The following is a 15,509-nucleotide window of genomic DNA, read 5'->3' as shown; positions in this document are numbered from 1 at the left end:
AAAACTGCTACCGTCATGCGGCCGCCAGGTCGAACGGCAGCTTGCGCAGGCGCTTGCCCGTCAGGGCAAACAGCGCATTGGCGAAGGCGGGCGCCAGCGGCGGCACGCCCGGTTCGCCCATTCCCGTCGGTGCGTCGCCCGATGGCACCAGGTGCACCTCGATCACAGGCATGTCGGGCATGCGCGGCACCGGGTAGTCGCCGAAGTTCTGCTGCTGCACCACGCCATCCTTGAGCGTGATGGCCGCGCCGGGAATGGTCATGCCCAGCGCCATCAGCGCGGCGCCCTGCACTTGTGCCTCGATCGTCAGGGGATTGACGGCCAGGTTGCAATGCACACCCGCCCATACCTGGTGCAGCCTGGGAGCGCCCTCGACCACCGACGCCGTCACCACGTAGGCGACCACGGAATTGAACGATTCATGCATGGCCACGCCCCAGGCCTGCCCTTTCGGCAGCTTCTTCCTGCCATAGCCGGACTTGGCCACGGCCAGGTCCAGCGCGGCGATGTGGCGCGTGTGCTTCGCGTCGATCAGCTGCTTGCGGTAGGCGACGGGGTCCATCTTTGCCACGTGCGCCGCTTCGTCGATCAGGGTTTCCATGACGAAGGCCGTGTGCGTCGATCCGACGGAGCGCCACCACAGCACGGGCACGTTCGCCTTGGCCGTGTGCACGGACAATTTCATCGGCAGGGTATACGGCTCGCCCATGCCTTCGACCATGGTGCCATCGACTCCATTTTTCACCATGAAGGCTTCGAACGGCGTGCCGGCCATGATGGACTGGCCCACGATGGTGTGGTCCCAGGCGAGGATCTTGCCCTTGGCGTCGAGGCCGATCTGCGCGCGGTGTACATGCGACGGCCGGTAGTAGCCGCCCTTGATGTCGTCCTCGCGGCTCCACATCAGCTTTAATGGTCCGCTCTTGCCCGCCGCCCGGTACGCCTTGGCGACATTGACGGCTTCGACCACGTAATCGGACGAGGGCACGGCGCGCCGGCCGAAGCCGCCGCCGGCCATCATCGTGTGCAGGGTCACCTGTTCGGCTTTCAGGCCGGACGTGGCGGCAATCGCCGCCTGGTCGCCGGTCTGGAATTGCGAGCCGACCCACATCGTGCATTTATCGGCCTGCAGGTCGACGACGCAATTGAGCGGCTCCATCGGCGCGTGTGCCAGATAGGGGAATTCGTAGACGGCCTCGATTTTTTTCGGCGCCTTGGATAATGCGGCGACATCGAATGCGCGCGCCACCGTACCGGGCGTCTTGGCCAGCGCCTTGAAGGCCGCCAGTTGCTGGTCGCTGCTGACCTTTTCCACGGCGCTGCTATCCCATTCGATCACCAGCGCGTCGCGTCCCTGCTTGGCCGGCCAGTAGCCGTCGGCAATCACCGCCACGCCGCTGCCGCCACGGTCGGTCTTCACTTCCAGCACCTCCAGCACGCCCTTGATGGCCTTGGCCTTGCTGGCGTCGAACTTCGCCACTTTCGCGCCAAACACGGGCGGGCGCGCCACCATGGCCACTTTCGCGCCAGGCGGCTTGAAGTCGATGCCGAACTGCTGTTTTCCCGTGGACTTGGCGGCCGCGTCGAGCCGTTTCACGGGTTTTCCGATGATGGCAAAGTCACGCGGGTCCTTCAGCTTGACGCTGGCAGGTACCGGTTGACGCATGGCCGCGTCGGCAAGTTCTCCATACGTCGCCTTTTGCCCGCCGGGGCCATACAGCACGCCTTTCGCGGCGCGCACCTGGTCGGGACTGACTTTCCATTGTGCGGCGGCGGCGCCTACCAGCATGGCGCGCGCCTTGGCGCCGATTTCCCGGTACTGTGTAAACGAATGGGCGATGCTGCCGGAGCCGCCCGTCATCTGCATGCCGTAGGCGGCATCCTTGTACTGCTCGCCGGCCGGCGCCAGCGCGCCCGTTACCGTCGACCAGTCGGCGTCGAGTTCCTCGGCGATCAGCATGGGCAAGCTCGTTTGCACACCCTGGCCGAATTCCAGCCGGTTCACCTGCACCGTCACCGTGTTATCGGGGGCGATGTGCAAAAAGGCGTTCGGCGCGTACGCGGGCTTGGCGGGGGCGGCATCGGCCGCCTGCGCCGGCTTGCCGGCGCCGGGCAGGAAAAAGCCCAGCATCAAGCCGCCGCCGGCCACCGCGCCGGCCTTCATGAAACCGCGCCGCGAGACGCCATCGGCCGCGCCAACCACAACCACCGGCGCCGCTGCCAGCGCCGCGCCCAGGGTCACGCCGCCATGCTGCAATGCTTCCTGATTCAACCATTCGATACGCATGTCGCTCTCCTCAGGCCAGGGTCTTGGCCGCGTCCTTGATGGCTGCGCGGATCCGTTGATAGGTGCCGCAGCGGCAGATATTGCCGCTCATGGCGCCGTCGATGTCGGCATCGCTGGGCGCCTTGTTGCTGCGCAGCAGCGCCGTGGCGCTCATCACCTGGCCGCTTTGACAGTAGCCGCATTGCGGCACGTCGTGGCGCACCCATGCCGCCTGCACGGCCTTGCCCACCTGGTCGTTTTCCATCGCTTCGATGGTGGTGATCTTTTGCGCGCCCACCGAGGAAATCGGCGTGATGCACGAGCGGATGGGCTGGCCGTCGAGGTGCACCGTGCAGGCGCCGCACAGGGCCGCGCCGCAACCGAATTTGGTGCCCGTCATGTTCAGGTTATCGCGCAGCGCCCACAGGATGGGCGTGGATGGATCGGCGTCGACCTGCGTGTCGCGTCCGTTGATATTCAAGGTAATCATCTGCTGCTTCCCCTTTTTTGGATTGTTATGGCGTCTACAAACAACACTTGATGATACGACAGCGGAAAAAAGTGCAAAAAAAAGCGCGCCTTGCGAGGGCGCGCCGTCCAGCCTTCCTGGCGACAGCCCGGATTACTTAATGGTCGAGAATTTCTGTTCCAGCGTTTTCGCGTCGACTGCGCCCGGAATGCGGCTGCCGTCGGCAAAGAAGATGGCCGGCGTGCCCGAGACGCGCAACTGCTGGCCCAGGGCCAGGATTTTTTCATGCGGATTGGCGCAAGTGGCGGCGACCGTGGCCGGCGCCTTGCCGTTCAACATCCAGTCATCCCAGGCCTTGTTGCGGTCTTGGGCGCACCAGACATTGCGCGACTTGACGATGGAGTCCGGCGACAAGATGTTATACATGAAGGTGTAGACGGTGACGTTGTCGATTTCCTTCAGCGCGTTCTGGCGGAAGCGCTTGCAATAGCCGCAGTTCGGATCTTCGAACACGGCGATCACGCGCTTGCCATTGCCCTTGACGGATTTCATGGCCGAGTCGAGCGGCAGGTCGGAGAACTTGATGCGGTTGACTTCGTCCAGGCGCACCTTGGTCAGGTCTTGCGAGGTCTTGGCGTCGAAGACGTGGCCGACGAACAGGTATTGCGCGGCCTTGTCCGTGTACAGGATGTCGCCGCCCGTGCGCACTTCGTACAGGCCGCCGTACGGCGTTTCCTTGACCGAGTCGACCTTGGCGCCTTCGCCCAGGCGCGGCTCGATCAGCTTTTTGATGCTCGCTTCCGTCGGCGTTTCCGCGCCGGCGCACGACATCATCAGGCCCGATGCCATCAGCAAGGCGATTTTGCTCATGCTTCTGTTCATTGTTATCACTATCACTTCTCCACTTGAAACGCCTGGCGGAACTGGCCTCTGGCCCGGCGTCGTTATCTCTTTGACAAAACGATCGCCGCAGACCAGCTGCGGCGACCTTGAATTTTCACACCTGCCATTATCCGGCGCTATCTTAAGATTTACTGATGTCCCAATGCATGCGCAATCATTTTTCGCTTCAGCGCAGGTAATTTATCGAGCAAGTTTAATCCCAAATTGCGAACCACGCGCAGCGGCTCCAGATCGGCGCCGAATAATCGCGCCAGGCCATCGGTGGCCAGCTGCATCAGCAGCACGTCTTCCTTGCGCGCGCGCGCATAGCGGGCCAGCACGCGCTCGTCGCCGATGCCGCGGTGCGCTTCGCGTTCGCTGATCGTCTTGACCAGCTGCGCCACGCCGGCAAAGCCCAGGTTCATGCCGTGGCCGGCCATCGGGTGCACCACGTGGGCGGCGTCGCCCACCAGGGCCACGCGCGGCGCCACCATGGCGTGCGGGCGCATCAGGGTCAGCGGAAACGCGCGCACCAGTTCCGGCTGCAACGGCGTGAGCTTGCCCAGCTTATCCTGGCAGTATGCAGCCAGACGCGCAGCCAGGGCGTCGGCCGATTCGCTCATCAGCGTATCGGCCAGCGCATCGGGTGCCGACCAGACCAGCGACACGCGCTCGCCCGGCAGCGGCAGCAGCGCGACGATGCCTTCGCTGCCCGTAAACCACTGGTGGGCCGCGCCATGGTGCGGCTTTTCGCAGGCGAAGTTGCTGACCACGCCGCGCTGGCCATACGAGCGGTAATCGAGACCGATGTCGCACTGGCCGCGCACCCACGATTGGGCGCCGTCCGCGCCGACCACCAGCGCGCAGGTGACGGTATCGCCGCCATCGAGGTGCACGATGGCCGAGTCGTTCGTCCATTCCAGGCGACTGGCGCGGCCCTGCAGCACATTGACGTTAGGTGCGAATTTCAGCGCAGCGTCCAGCGCCTGGCCCAGGTTACGGTCTTCGATGATCCAGGCCAGGGTATTCACATGGGCGCCGTAGGCGTCGAAACCGAGTCCGCCCGCCTGCGCGCCGTCGCCGTTGACCAGCATGGCGTCGACGGGCGCCACCCTGTCGGCCTCCAGGGCGCCCCATACCTTCAGCGACGACAGCAACTGGTGCGCCGTGTGATTGAGCGCATACACGCGCACATCCCAGCTGGCTTCGACAGGCTTGGCGGCCGACGTGGATGTAGACGCCGGCGGGCTCACCGGGGATAACAGGGTGACGCTTTGTCCTGCCTGGGCAAACGCCAGCGCCGTGGTTTTCGCGATGGCGCCATTGCCGACGATGCAAACGTCGCTGTGGCTGTGCATGAAGCGCCGCATGGTGGGGAGAGTGGGACTGTTCATGCGGTCATTATAGCGTTTGCTCCACCCTTTTCAGATAGTCCGGAAGTACAGGGCGCGTGCCCCAGATCAAGCCGCGCAATGAAACACGGGCAGCACGTATTCCGCGATCTCCTGCAAGGTCTCGGCCAGCGGGCGGCGGTTCTGCCGCAGCTGCAAGCCGATATGCCGGACGCCGGCCGCGCGCATCGCGTGCAGCTCCGCGATCAGGCCATCACGCCCCGTGCGCCCGCCGAAGCGGAAACGCTGCAGCGGCAGGTGCGGATCGTCATCCAGGTCGAGGTGGATGAAGCTGACATACGGCTTGTCGTCGCCAGCCACGGCGCGCCATTGCGCCGCACGCCGCGCATGGTCTTCCGGCGTGCCCGGATAGGCGAGCCAGCCATCCATCTGCGCGCCGATCCAGGCGGGCGACTGCTGCGCCAGGCCCGCCACCAGCAGCGGCAACGGCGCGCCCGGCTTGGGCAGCAAACGGATGCCAGGCGGCAGGCGCATTTCTCCCCAGTCGCGCAGCATGGCCACCTGCTCGCGAAAGGCGGCGCCGCGCTGGTCGAAGTCGCGGCCAAACACGGGATACTCGACGGGCCGGTCGCCGCTGGCCACGCCCAGCAGCAAACGCCCGCCGCTCAGCTGACCGGCGCTGGCCGCCGCTTTTAACGTCAGCACCGGCTCGCGCAGTGGCAGCACCACGGCGGCCGTACCCAGCAAGATGTTTTGCGTGATGCCGGCCAGGTAGCCGAGGTAAGTAAACACCTCGAAGACCTGGGCCGCGTCGCCGAACGACGGGTCGTACAAAGGCACGTCGCGCAGCCACAGTGCCCGGAAACCCAGGCGGTCGGCCAGCTTTGCCAGCACCGCGTGCTGGTGCATATCGGGTTCGCCCGGCACGCGGCCGGAGGCCGCATGCGCCTGGCGCCCCGTGGACGACCAGTCATTATCGAGCGGCAGTTCCAGGCCGATACTGAAACCGCCCTGCCCCAGCTTTTGCATCGCAGTCATGGGCTTCTCCTCAATCCCACTGCGGCGCCAGGCCATCCGGGTTGGCGAGGCGCTCGCCCCGCTCCAGCGTGGCCATCTGCGCCATCTCGTCCGGCGACAGGGTGATGCGCTGGAAATGCAGGTTCGCTTCCAGGTTGACGCGTTTGGTCGACGACGGGATCACGGCAAAGCCCTGCTGCAGCGACCAGCTCAGGGCCACTTGCGCCGGCGTCACGCCGTGTCTGGCCGCAATCGACATGATGACCGGATCGGCGACCACCTTGCCGTACGCGAGCGGCATGCAGGCCGTGATGTGGATGCCCTGGCTGCGCGCGAAGTCGATGACGGTGCGGTTCTGCAGGAAAGGATGGATTTCGACCTGCTGCGTGGCGATTTCTGCCGCACCCACCGTATCGATGGCTTGCCGCAGCTGCGCGTTGGTGAAATTCGATACGCCGATGGCCCTGGTCAGCCCCTGCGCCTTGGCCTGCGCCAGCGCCGCCATGTACTCCGCGACTGGAATCGCGTCCTGCGGCGACGGCCAGTGGATCAGCGTTAAATCCAGTTGTTCCAGCTGCAGCTTGTGCAGGCTGTCTTCTAAACTGGGAATCAGCTTGTCGCGCCGCAGATTGTCGATCCAGATCTTGGTGGTGACGAACAGCGCGTCGCGCGGGACGGCGCTGGCGGCGATCGCCTGGCCCACTTCGGCTTCATTGCCATAGATTTGCGCCGTGTCGATATGGCGGTAGCCGACATCGAGGCCCGCGGTGACGGAATCGATGACGACCTGGCCCTGCAGGCGGAAGGTGCCCAGGCCGACTTCAGGGATGGCGGTGTGTTGGGTGCTGGAGTTCATGCGGCAGTCCTCTCAAATAAATGTCGATGACCACACTATGCGCCCATCCTTTGTTGAGAAAAATTCCGTTTGTATCAAATCATATTTGACCCACAGGCAAGTAATGTGATGGCCATGCAGGAAATCGGGGAAAAGTCGCAGCCGGCTCTTGCATTCCCGTTTTGGTCTGCTATAATTCGCCACCTTGGCCTGGTAGCTCAGTCGGTAGAGCAGAGGATTGAAAATCCTTGTGTCGGTGGTTCGATTCCGCCCCGGGCCACCAAGAATTTGTTCACGCAACGCCCACTCATGTTAGTGGGCGTTGTCGTTTCCGGGGTGCGCAGTCCTTGGCGCCGGTTCGTTTCCGGCGCAAAAGCTGCACCCCGTTGACATCCATCACTTCAGCTCGACCTGCGCCGTGCCTTGCGTCGCCCAAAGGCGCCGATAGGCCCCGTCTGGATCATGGTCACGCATTTGCTTTTGCAGCTTGAACCGTCGCCCGTTGCGCGGGTCGGTCCCTCGACCGGCAATGTACAGCCAGTTACCCTGATTGCTGTAGACGTCGTAGTCGATCAGTTGTGCTTCAAACCAGGCAGCGCCGGCGCGCCAATCGCAGCCCAGATCGTGCACCAGATAACTGGCAACAATTTGACGCAGCCGGTTGGAGAGATAACCGGTGGCACTGAGCTCGGTCATGCCCGCATTGACAAGCGGTTCACTGGTGCGGGCTTGGCACCATGCTTCGAATCGATGCGCATCGTGACTGGGCTGGCCCAGGCTGCTCAAGCCTTGCGCCCGGTACAGCGCGCCCCCATGCTGCAGATGCAGAAAGCGAAAATAGTCGCGCCACATCAATTCAAACCAGATCCAGTAAGTGCTGTCGTTGGCGCCGTGTTCTGCTTCAAATTGCCTGAGCGCGGCGCACACCACGCGCGCGGATAGCGCGCCGCAGGCTAGCCATGGAGAAAATTTGGTGGAGTAGTCGACGCCGGTCAAACCATTGCGTGAGAGCTTGTAGGTGTGTGCCAGCTCACCACCGAAATACTGGCGCAGATGTTCAGCGGCGGCACTCGGGCCACCGTAAAAGGCCGGCAGCGCGTACGGGAAGGACGACCGTGCGGTGGCAAGATGCACGTCCTGGAGCACGTCCGGCACCACCGCCCAGGTTTCAGCCAGTGCTTCGAAGGCCGGCGGCAAGGGCGGAATCGTCGTCGGCCGCGCGAGCGGGGCCGACGGCGCCACCTGCTCTCGCTCTACGAGTATGCGGAAGTGGGTGAAGACCTCAGGCAAGGCAGCGCACGGAAACGGCAGCGCGGCCGGATCGAGCAAGCTCGATTGCCACAGCGCTTCTACTGTCAGGCCAGCAGCACGCAGTGCGGCAAGGTCGCCCTGTTCTTCTGGCGCGGCAATCTCCTCGCAATGGATAGTCGTCGCGCCGATGGAGTGCGCCAGTGCCAACAACACCTTGGCGGGATCGCCCTCGACCTCCAGCAACTGACTGCCGTACGACGCCAGCTGCGTCGCCAAGTCCGCCAGGCCCGACCGGAGGAAATGCTGGCGATGCGGGCTGGTGCGCGGCACATTCCAGCGCGTCGCGACCGACACGCTGCGATGGCAATACACAAACAACAGATGGCCGGCGCGTTGGCAGGCCTGGCGCAAAGCCGGATTATCCTCGAGCCGCAGATCATTGCGAAACCAGTAAATATGCGTTTGTGCGGACCTTGCGGCGGGGTCGGTAATCATCTCTGACGCTTGCTATCCTGGCGACAGCGATCTGAACAGTATTTCACCTCGTCCCAGACCTTTTCCCATTTTTTACGCCATGCAAACGACAACTGGCATTGCTGACAGCGTTTGGTCGGAAGGTCAGATTTTTTTCGCATACGCATGTTGATAACTCTGGCTAACGTAGGACGCAGGACGCAGGGTGTCACGCGAGGCAAGCGAAGCAGAAGCCGGTCGCCACTGGGCGGCCTGACGGCCAGCACGATCGAGTATGCCACATTCTGGCGGTGCCACAATCTTACGGAAAAAACGGATCTGGCGCTGCTATAAGCGCCGTCCTGAACGAGCCATTTCCGGCCCGCTCGCTACATCATCCAACGCACCTGGCGCCGGGAGATCTCCCTCTTACCACATCAAATCATCGGGAATCTGGAACGCCGCATACGGATCGTCCTCGTCCACTTCCGTGCTGGCCTGTTTCACGCGCACGACGATGGCCGGATCGCGTTCGGCGATCTTGTCGGCGATGATGCGCGGCACCAATTCCACGGCGCCGCCCAGGCAGATGATCACCAAACGGCCCGCCACCAGGTGGGCTTGCACGGCGGCCGTCACGTAGATGCGCTCGATCTTGTTATTAAAAGTGAAGTTGTACGGCAGCTCGCCGTGGTTGCCCTTGCTCTGGCGGTTTTTTTGCACCATTTGCGCGATCTGCGCCACGATGGCTTTCTGGTTGGCGGCCGCGTCGCGCTGGGCGTTCAGTTCGCGCGCGCGTTCGGCGTTCTTGCGCTGCGTCTCGAGCGCGGCCAGGCGCACCTCGTCGACGCTTTGCGTGCCGCTCTTGCGCTCGTCCTTTTTCTGCTTGCTCTTGTCCTGGTTGGCCAGCTTGACCTTCTTCTTGTCGACCAGGCCGGCCTTTAAAAACTGCTCTTGCAACGAGACCATAACTACTCCGTATTGAGGGTGCGCCGGCCAAGGCAGCGGCATCGGCCGGTGGAAAGACGCTAGCATAGCAAAAAACAGGAGCGCTGCCGCCGCAACATGACTGCCCGGGCCAGCCGGTGGACGCATGGCGCCTGACAGTAACAAAAAGACACACTCGCGCGGGAATTTTGTTGATAAATGTCATATAGTTAGTTACGTTCTGCATATCGGCAGTGAACTGCCGATTGCACGTTCCCTTCCATCGCCTGCGTCTACAAGGATTTGCCATGAAACAATTAATCGCCCTCTGCATCGCTGCCGCGTTTGCCAGCACCGCCTTTGCCGCCGCACCGGAAGCGGCCCCCGCCGCCAAGACGGCGCAGCAGTCGAAAATGACCACCTGCAATGCCGATGCCGCCGGCAAGAAGGGCGATGAGCGCAAAACCTTCATGAAGGAATGCCTGAGCGCCAAGCCGGCACCGGCCATGACGCAGCAAAACAAGATGAAAACGTGCAATGCCGATGCCAAGGACATGAAGGGCGACGCGCGCAAGGCATTCATGAAAGAATGCCTGAGCGCCCCCAAGAAATAAACGCCGGTTCGAAGCGCCAGTGTGCGCTTCACCCCATAGCGCCAGCCGAAAGGCTGGCTTTTTTTTGTTCCGAATATGGAGTTCCCTCTTGCCCTATCGCCTGTCCCCTTCCTCTGCCGGCAGCCTGCTGGCCACCGCCTGCCTCGCCATCGTCCTGGCAGGCTGTCACACGGCCACGCCGACGCCCGTCGCGGCACCTGCCGTGCGCGTGCCGGCCAGCATGCCGGCTGCTTGCACCCAGCCAGCCTGGCCCCCGGGCGAGCAACGGCGCGGCGCCCAAGGCAGAGTGACCTTGCACTTCACGGTGGAGGCGGACGGCAAGGTCAGCGCAGCGGCAGTCATCCGCTCCAGCGGCTATCCCGCCCTCGACCAGGCAGCCCGCGATGCGCTGGCCAAGTGCCTGTTCCAGCCGGAAACGCTAGATGGCAAGCCCGTCGCCAGCAAGGTGATCATGCCCTACGAATGGATCAATGCATCCGTCGACAAGGCTGAACGTTGAACGTTGAACGCCGGCAATCATGCTTAATGATCAAGATGACATGGAGAAAGATAACGCGTAGTATTTAATCAACCTACTGCTCAGTACGGCTACACGGCATTCTGGAGAAAGGACGGCAGCGTGGCGGCGTCGAACGATCTCGCGCACTGGCGCGGCCAGGTCTTTAAGCACCTGCTGCAGGTGGTGCTGCTGCTTGGCTTCGTGACGGCCATTCCCAGCGCGTTGCTGGCCGCGAGCGAAGCCATCTGGTCCATTGTCGCCCTCGACTTGCTGGCCATCGGCTGGGTCGGCGTCATCTGGCATCTGCGCGCCATGCCCTACCGCTGGCGCGTGTGGCAATTCCTCATCGTCGCCTACCTGGTGGGCGTGGGCCTGCTGCTGAAAATCGGCCCCGTCAGCCAGATCTACATGATGCTCATGCCCGTGCTGGCGGCACTGCTGCTGGGCATGCGGCCCGCCCTGTCCACCCTGGCCCTGACCTCGCTGACCATCTTTTTCCTGGGCCTGCATCCGGACGTCGCCCTGCACCTGCCGGGCACGCCCGATTCTCCCGTGCTGCGCGCGCTGATCGTGGCCCTGAACTTCCTGTTCATCGCGGCCGTGCTGACCCTCTCCTGCGCCTTCCTGCTGCGCCACCTGGAAGACAGCAGCCAGGCCCTGTCGCAACGCAACGCCGAGCTGCGCTTGACGGCCACGGCGCTGGCCCGCCTGAACGACATGGTGATGATCGCCGAAGTGGCCGAAGTGGCTGATACCCCACCCGGCCCCGGCGCGGTGCCGGCCACGCGCATCATCTTCGTCAACGATGCCTTCGAGCGCAGCAGCGGCTATGCGCGCGCCGAGGTGCTGGGCCGCAGCCTGCTGTTCCAGCAGGGCCCCGCCACCGAGGCGGGCGAACTGGCGCGCGTCGCCGCCGCCATGGCCTGCGCCCAGCCGGCCAGGGCGGAGTTGCTGAACTACAACAAGGCCGGCAAGGCGTACTGGGTCGAAGCGGAACTGGTGCCGTTTACGGATGCGGACGGCAGGCAAACGCACTGGGTGGCTGTCGAACGCGAAATCGACGAGCGCAAGCGATCGGAAGCGGACATCCACCGCCTGGCCTTCTACGACGTGCTGACGGGCTTGCCCAACCGGCGCCTGCTGATGGACCGCATCGCCCACTTGCTGGCCGCCGCGCCGCGCGACCATAAAATCAGTGCGCTGATGTTCATCGACCTCGACCACTTCAAGCACATCAACGACGCGCGCGGCCACGCCACGGGCGACGCGCTGCTGCGCCTGGCGGGCGAACGGCTGGCACAGCTGATGCGCAAGGCCGACACGGTGGCGCGCATCGGCGGCGACGAATTCGTCGTGCTGCTGGCGCACCTGGCCGATGACTTGCACGGCGCGGCCCATGCGGCGGCTCAGGTGGCCGAGAAAATCCGCACCGCCATCGCGCGCGACTTCGAGATCGGCGGGCAGTCGTATCATTGCAGTGCCAGCATCGGCGTGACCCTGCTGCCGAAAACGCAGCGGCAGGCGCACGACCTGCTGCGCGAAGCCGATATCGCCATGTACCGCGCCAAGGCGGAAGGGCGCAACGGCATCGCCTTCTTTGAAGCGGCCATGCAGGCGGACGTGGAGCGTCGCCTGACCCTGGAACGGGCGCTGGCGCGCACCCTCGATGCCAGTCAATTATGCATGCACGTGCAGCCGCAGGTCGACCGCCATGGCCGGGTCACGGGCGCCGAATTGCTGATGCGCTGGCCGCAGCCGGACGGCAGCTTTATCGCACCGGGCATCTTCATCCCCATCGCCGAAGAATCAGGGCTGATCGTCAAGCTGGGGCATTGGGCCCTGCGCGAAGCGTGCCGCGCCGCCAGCCTGCTGGCGCAGGCTGGCCGGCACGTTCCCCTGTCGGTGAACGTCAGCCCGGCCCAGTTTCGCCAGCCCGATTTCGCCTCCCGCGTCCAGGCGGCGCTGGCCGAACACGGCACGCCGGCCGGCGCCCTGATCCTGGAACTGACGGAAGGCTTGCTGATCGACCAGCGCGACGCCTCGCTGGCGCGCATGCGCGAACTGGCAGCCCTGGGCATCCGCTTTTCCATCGACGATTTCGGCACCGGCTATTCCAGCCTCGCCTACCTGACCTCGATGCCGCTGTACGAACTCAAAATCGACAAACGCTTCATCGACGACACGCCGCGCGACACGGCCATCGTGCAAGCGATATTGGCCATGGCGCGCCACCTGGGCTTGCGCGTGGTGGCCGAAGGCGTGGAAACGCAGGAGCAGGCCGACTTCCTGGTCGCCCACGATTGCGACGGCTTGCAGGGCTACCTGTATGCGCGGCCGATGCCGCTTGCCAACTTTCTCGCCTGGCTGGCCCGGCAGCAAGCTTAGCTTTCCGACATTTCCTGCACGAAACTCCTCCGCTAGAATACCGGCCTCATAGCCTGTACCTTCACCATCCCCTTTGACTAAAGTGATCCCCGATGCGTCTGGTTCTTCCCCTGCTGCCGCTCCTGCTGCCGCTGCTGCTCTCTCTGCTGCCCACCGCGCATGCGGCCCCTTCCACCACCGCAGCACCCACGCCCATCACCCTGGACCAGGCCATGGCCGATCCCGACTGGATCGGCACACCCGTCGAAGCGGCCTGGTGGGGCTGGAATGGCCAACTGTATTACAAGCAAAAGCGCCTCGGCTCGCCCTTGCGCGACACCTATCAATTGCCAGGTGCCAGCGCCAAACTGAATAGCGGCAAGAAGGTTGACGATGCGCAACTGGCGAACCTCGACGGCCAGCAGATGCTCGTCAACCGGGCCGGCACGCGCGCCATCCTGCTGCGCAACGGCGACTTGTTCGAGCGCGACCTGAAAAACGGCGCCTTGACGCAAATCACACGCGGCGTCTCGGCCATCAGCGACCCGCAATACTCCGCCGACGGCGGCGCGGTGCAATACCGCAGCGGCACCGACTGGTTCAGCTGGAGCCGCGTTGACCGCCTGAGCGCCCCCGTCGCCCTGCTGCGCGCGGCCAAGGACCCGGACGCCAAGCCGGAAGCGGACGCCCTGCGCGAACTGCAGCTGCGCCTGATCGTCAACCTGGCGCGCCAGAAGGAAGACCGCGACGCCAGCCGCGAGCGCCGCCACGAAGAGCGCCGCCTGGACGCCACGCGCGCGCCGGAACCGATCTATCTGGGCGAAAAAGTCACGATTTCCGGCAGCGCCCTGTCGCCGGATGGTCGCTGGCTGCTGTTCGTCACGCAGGACAAGGCCGCCGAGAAGGGCAAGCTGGGCAAACTGGCCCGCTACGTGACGGAAACGGGCTACCCGGAAGCGGACGACGAGCGCACGCGCGTGGGCCGCAACATGCCCATCGCGCAAAGCCTGAAACTGGCCGACCTGCGCACGGGCCAGGTGCGCGACATCGCTTTCGACAGCCTGCCCGGCATCGCGGTCGATCCGCTGGCGCTTCTGCGCGCCGAGCAAAAACTTCCGCCGTTGAAAGGCAACCGCCCCGTGCGCATCGATGCCCAGCGCGACGGCATCGCCTGGACCGATGACGGTTCCAAGGTGGCCGTGCGCGTGCGCGCCATCGACAACAAGGACGGCTGGCTTGCCACCGTCGATCTGGCCAATGGCGCCTTGCTGCCCGTGCACCGCATCAGCGACGCGGCCTGGGTCAACCGCCGCGCCGAGGAATTCGGCTGGCTGCCCGACAACGCCACCCTGTGGTATCTGTCCGAGGAAAGCGGCTACGCCCACCTGTACACGAAGACGGGCGCCGCTCCGGCACGCGCCTTGACCAGCGGCCAGTGGGAAGTGAGCGCCGTCGAATGGAGCCGCGACGGCAAGAGCGCCTATTTTATGTGCAACCGGCAGGCGCCAGGCACGTATGAAGTGTGCGCCAGTACGGCCAGCGATGGCGGAGCGCGCGAAATCACGCAGTTGAAAGGCGTGGAAAACTTCGGCCTGTCGCCCGATGGCGGCAAGCTGCTGCTGCGCTATTCGACCAGCTATATGCCGGCACAGCTGGCGACGATTTCCGTTGCAGGCGGCAAGGCGAACATCCTGACGGATACGCGCAGCGAGGCCTTCAAGGCGCGCAGCTGGGTCATGCCGCAACTGGTGCAAGTGCCGTCCACGCATGGCGCAGCCCCCATCTGGGCCAAGTTGTATCGCCCGGCGCAGCTGGAGGCGGGCAAACAGTATCCGATCGTCATGTTCGCCCACGGCGCCGGCTACCTGCAGAACGTGACCGAGCGCTACCCCGTGTATTTCCGCGAACAGATGTTCCACAACCTGCTGGTAGAACAAGGCTATATCGTGCTCGACGTCGACTATCGCGCCTCGCTCGGTTATGGCAGCGCCTGGCGCACGGCCATCTACCGCCAGATGGGCCACCCGGAACTGGACGATTTTATTGACGGCGCCAACTGGCTGGCGCAGCAGCACCAGGGCGACATCAAAAATGTGGGCATCTATGGAGGCAGCTATGGCGGCTTCATGAGCCTGATGGCCCTGATGCGCGCCCCGGAAATCTTCAAGTCCGGCGCCGCCCTGCGTCCCGTGACGGACTGGACCACATATAACCACGAGTACACGGCGAATATCCTGAACACGCCGGACATCGATCCGCAGGCGTATAAAATCTCGTCGCCCATCGAATACGCCGACAAGCTGACAGGCAACCTCCTGATCGCCCATGGCATGATCGACGACAACGTGTTTTACCAGGATTCCGTGCGCCTGTCGCAGCGTTTGATCGAGCTCAAAAAGGATAACTGGGAAATGGCCAGCTACCCGATGGAACGCCACGGCTTCGTACAGCCGGAAGCGTGGTATGACGAATACCGGCGGATTTATCAGTTGTTCCAAAGAACCTTGAAGTAATCGTCATTGCCCGGCTCGCTCGGCAAAAACTGTCGGATTACGCGAGGCGAGGCCTCGCTAATTCGAC

At 63.9% G+C, this 15,509-nt stretch carries 13 protein-coding genes and 1 tRNA gene; 5 read left to right on the top strand and 9 right to left on the bottom strand.

Features of this window, described 5'->3' with window-relative positions:
- Nucleotides 1-13: 13 nt before the first annotated feature.
- From FJQ89_RS21430 to dkgB, 6 genes are all read right to left on the bottom strand, one after another.
- Nucleotides 14-2,287, bottom strand: a complete 2,274-nt coding sequence (locus tag FJQ89_RS21430; RefSeq protein ID WP_141171630.1) for a xanthine dehydrogenase family protein molybdopterin-binding subunit — start codon at nucleotides 2,285-2,287, stop codon at nucleotides 14-16.
- 10 nt (nucleotides 2,288-2,297) lie between these two features.
- Entirely contained in the window at nucleotides 2,298-2,756 is a 459-nt protein-coding gene (locus FJQ89_RS21425) for a (2Fe-2S)-binding protein (protein WP_071079595.1), read from the bottom strand.
- A 132-nt stretch (nucleotides 2,757-2,888) separates the two neighbouring features.
- Nucleotides 2,889-3,605, bottom strand: a complete 717-nt coding sequence (locus FJQ89_RS21420) for a DsbC family protein (protein WP_243136184.1) — start codon at nucleotides 3,603-3,605, stop codon at nucleotides 2,889-2,891.
- Between the two features lie 161 nt (nucleotides 3,606-3,766).
- Nucleotides 3,767-5,011, bottom strand: a complete 1,245-nt coding sequence (locus tag FJQ89_RS21415; RefSeq protein WP_243136182.1) for an FAD-dependent monooxygenase — start codon at nucleotides 5,009-5,011, stop codon at nucleotides 3,767-3,769.
- Between the two features lie 66 nt (nucleotides 5,012-5,077).
- Entirely contained in the window at nucleotides 5,078-6,007 is a 930-nt protein-coding gene (locus tag FJQ89_RS21410; protein WP_141171628.1) for an LLM class oxidoreductase, read from the bottom strand.
- 10 nt (nucleotides 6,008-6,017) lie between these two features.
- A complete protein-coding gene (dkgB, locus tag FJQ89_RS21405; RefSeq protein WP_141171627.1) occupies nucleotides 6,018-6,842 on the bottom strand; it encodes a 2,5-didehydrogluconate reductase DkgB in 825 nt (274 codons plus the stop codon).
- A gap of 186 nt (nucleotides 6,843-7,028) precedes the next feature.
- On the opposite strand from dkgB, the gene FJQ89_RS21400 reads away from it, so the two are divergent.
- A tRNA-Phe gene (locus FJQ89_RS21400) sits at nucleotides 7,029-7,104 on the top strand.
- Between the two features lie 113 nt (nucleotides 7,105-7,217).
- On the opposite strand, the gene FJQ89_RS21395 is transcribed toward FJQ89_RS21400, so the two are convergent.
- From FJQ89_RS21395 to FJQ89_RS21385, 3 genes are all read right to left on the bottom strand, one after another.
- Nucleotides 7,218-8,567, bottom strand: a complete 1,350-nt coding sequence (locus FJQ89_RS21395; protein WP_141171626.1) for a DASH family cryptochrome — start codon at nucleotides 8,565-8,567, stop codon at nucleotides 7,218-7,220.
- Entirely contained in the window at nucleotides 8,564-8,707 is a 144-nt protein-coding gene (locus FJQ89_RS21390; protein ID WP_243136585.1) for a DUF2256 domain-containing protein, read from the bottom strand. The genes FJQ89_RS21395 and FJQ89_RS21390 overlap by 4 nt, the downstream gene beginning before the upstream one ends.
- A gap of 247 nt (nucleotides 8,708-8,954) precedes the next feature.
- Nucleotides 8,955-9,494 (bottom strand): DUF2058 domain-containing protein, encoded by a 540-nt coding sequence (locus tag FJQ89_RS21385; RefSeq protein ID WP_071079601.1) that lies wholly within the window; start codon nucleotides 9,492-9,494, stop codon nucleotides 8,955-8,957.
- 266 nt (nucleotides 9,495-9,760) lie between these two features.
- Between FJQ89_RS21385 and FJQ89_RS21380 the strand changes: the two genes are divergently transcribed.
- The 4 genes from FJQ89_RS21380 to FJQ89_RS21365 all read left to right on the top strand — a co-directional run bounded on the left by FJQ89_RS21380 (nucleotide 9,761) and on the right by FJQ89_RS21365 (nucleotide 15,442).
- Nucleotides 9,761-10,066 (top strand): PsiF family protein, encoded by a 306-nt coding sequence (locus FJQ89_RS21380; protein ID WP_071079602.1) that lies wholly within the window; start codon nucleotides 9,761-9,763, stop codon nucleotides 10,064-10,066.
- Between the two features lie 88 nt (nucleotides 10,067-10,154).
- A complete protein-coding gene (locus FJQ89_RS21375) occupies nucleotides 10,155-10,565 on the top strand; it encodes an energy transducer TonB (protein ID WP_243136181.1) in 411 nt (136 codons plus the stop codon).
- Between the two features lie 120 nt (nucleotides 10,566-10,685).
- A complete protein-coding gene (locus tag FJQ89_RS21370; RefSeq protein WP_141171624.1) occupies nucleotides 10,686-12,950 on the top strand; it encodes a putative bifunctional diguanylate cyclase/phosphodiesterase in 2,265 nt (754 codons plus the stop codon).
- 92 nt (nucleotides 12,951-13,042) lie between these two features.
- On the top strand, nucleotides 13,043-15,442 hold the full coding sequence (locus FJQ89_RS21365) for a S9 family peptidase (RefSeq protein WP_205704516.1): 2,400 nt from the start codon (nucleotides 13,043-13,045) through the stop codon (nucleotides 15,440-15,442).
- The last annotated feature ends 67 nt before the right edge of the window (nucleotides 15,443-15,509 follow it).

The organism is Janthinobacterium tructae, from assembly GCF_006517255.1.
Taxonomy (GTDB): domain Bacteria; phylum Pseudomonadota; class Gammaproteobacteria; order Burkholderiales; family Burkholderiaceae_D; genus Janthinobacterium; species Janthinobacterium tructae.
The sequence above is the reverse complement of the archived record's forward strand: the minus strand, read 5'-3'. Positions and strand labels throughout refer to the sequence as shown.

Excerpts from the sequence above, each read along its gene's own strand:
- FJQ89_RS21430 (WP_141171630.1), bottom strand. The coding sequence starts at position 2,287 with ATGCGTATCGAATGGTTGAATCAGGAAGCATTGCAGCATGGCGGCGTG.
- FJQ89_RS21425 (WP_071079595.1), bottom strand. The coding sequence starts at position 2,756 with ATGATTACCTTGAATATCAACGGACGCGACACGCAGGTCGACGCCGAT.
- FJQ89_RS21420 (WP_243136184.1), bottom strand. The coding sequence starts at position 3,605 with ATGAGCAAAATCGCCTTGCTGATGGCATCGGGCCTGATGATGTCGTGC.
- FJQ89_RS21415 (WP_243136182.1), bottom strand. The coding sequence starts at position 5,011 with ATGAACAGTCCCACTCTCCCCACCATGCGGCGCTTCATGCACAGCCAC.
- FJQ89_RS21410 (WP_141171628.1), bottom strand. The coding sequence starts at position 6,007 with ATGACTGCGATGCAAAAGCTGGGGCAGGGCGGTTTCAGTATCGGCCTG.
- dkgB (WP_141171627.1), bottom strand. The coding sequence starts at position 6,842 with ATGAACTCCAGCACCCAACACACCGCCATCCCTGAAGTCGGCCTGGGC.
- FJQ89_RS21395 (WP_141171626.1), bottom strand. The coding sequence starts at position 8,567 with ATGATTACCGACCCCGCCGCAAGGTCCGCACAAACGCATATTTACTGG.
- FJQ89_RS21390 (WP_243136585.1), bottom strand. The coding sequence starts at position 8,707 with ATGCGAAAAAAATCTGACCTTCCGACCAAACGCTGTCAGCAATGCCAG.
- FJQ89_RS21385 (WP_071079601.1), bottom strand. The coding sequence starts at position 9,494 with ATGGTCTCGTTGCAAGAGCAGTTTTTAAAGGCCGGCCTGGTCGACAAG.
- FJQ89_RS21380 (WP_071079602.1), top strand. The coding sequence starts at position 9,761 with ATGAAACAATTAATCGCCCTCTGCATCGCTGCCGCGTTTGCCAGCACC.
- FJQ89_RS21365 (WP_205704516.1), top strand. The coding sequence starts at position 13,043 with ATGCGTCTGGTTCTTCCCCTGCTGCCGCTCCTGCTGCCGCTGCTGCTC.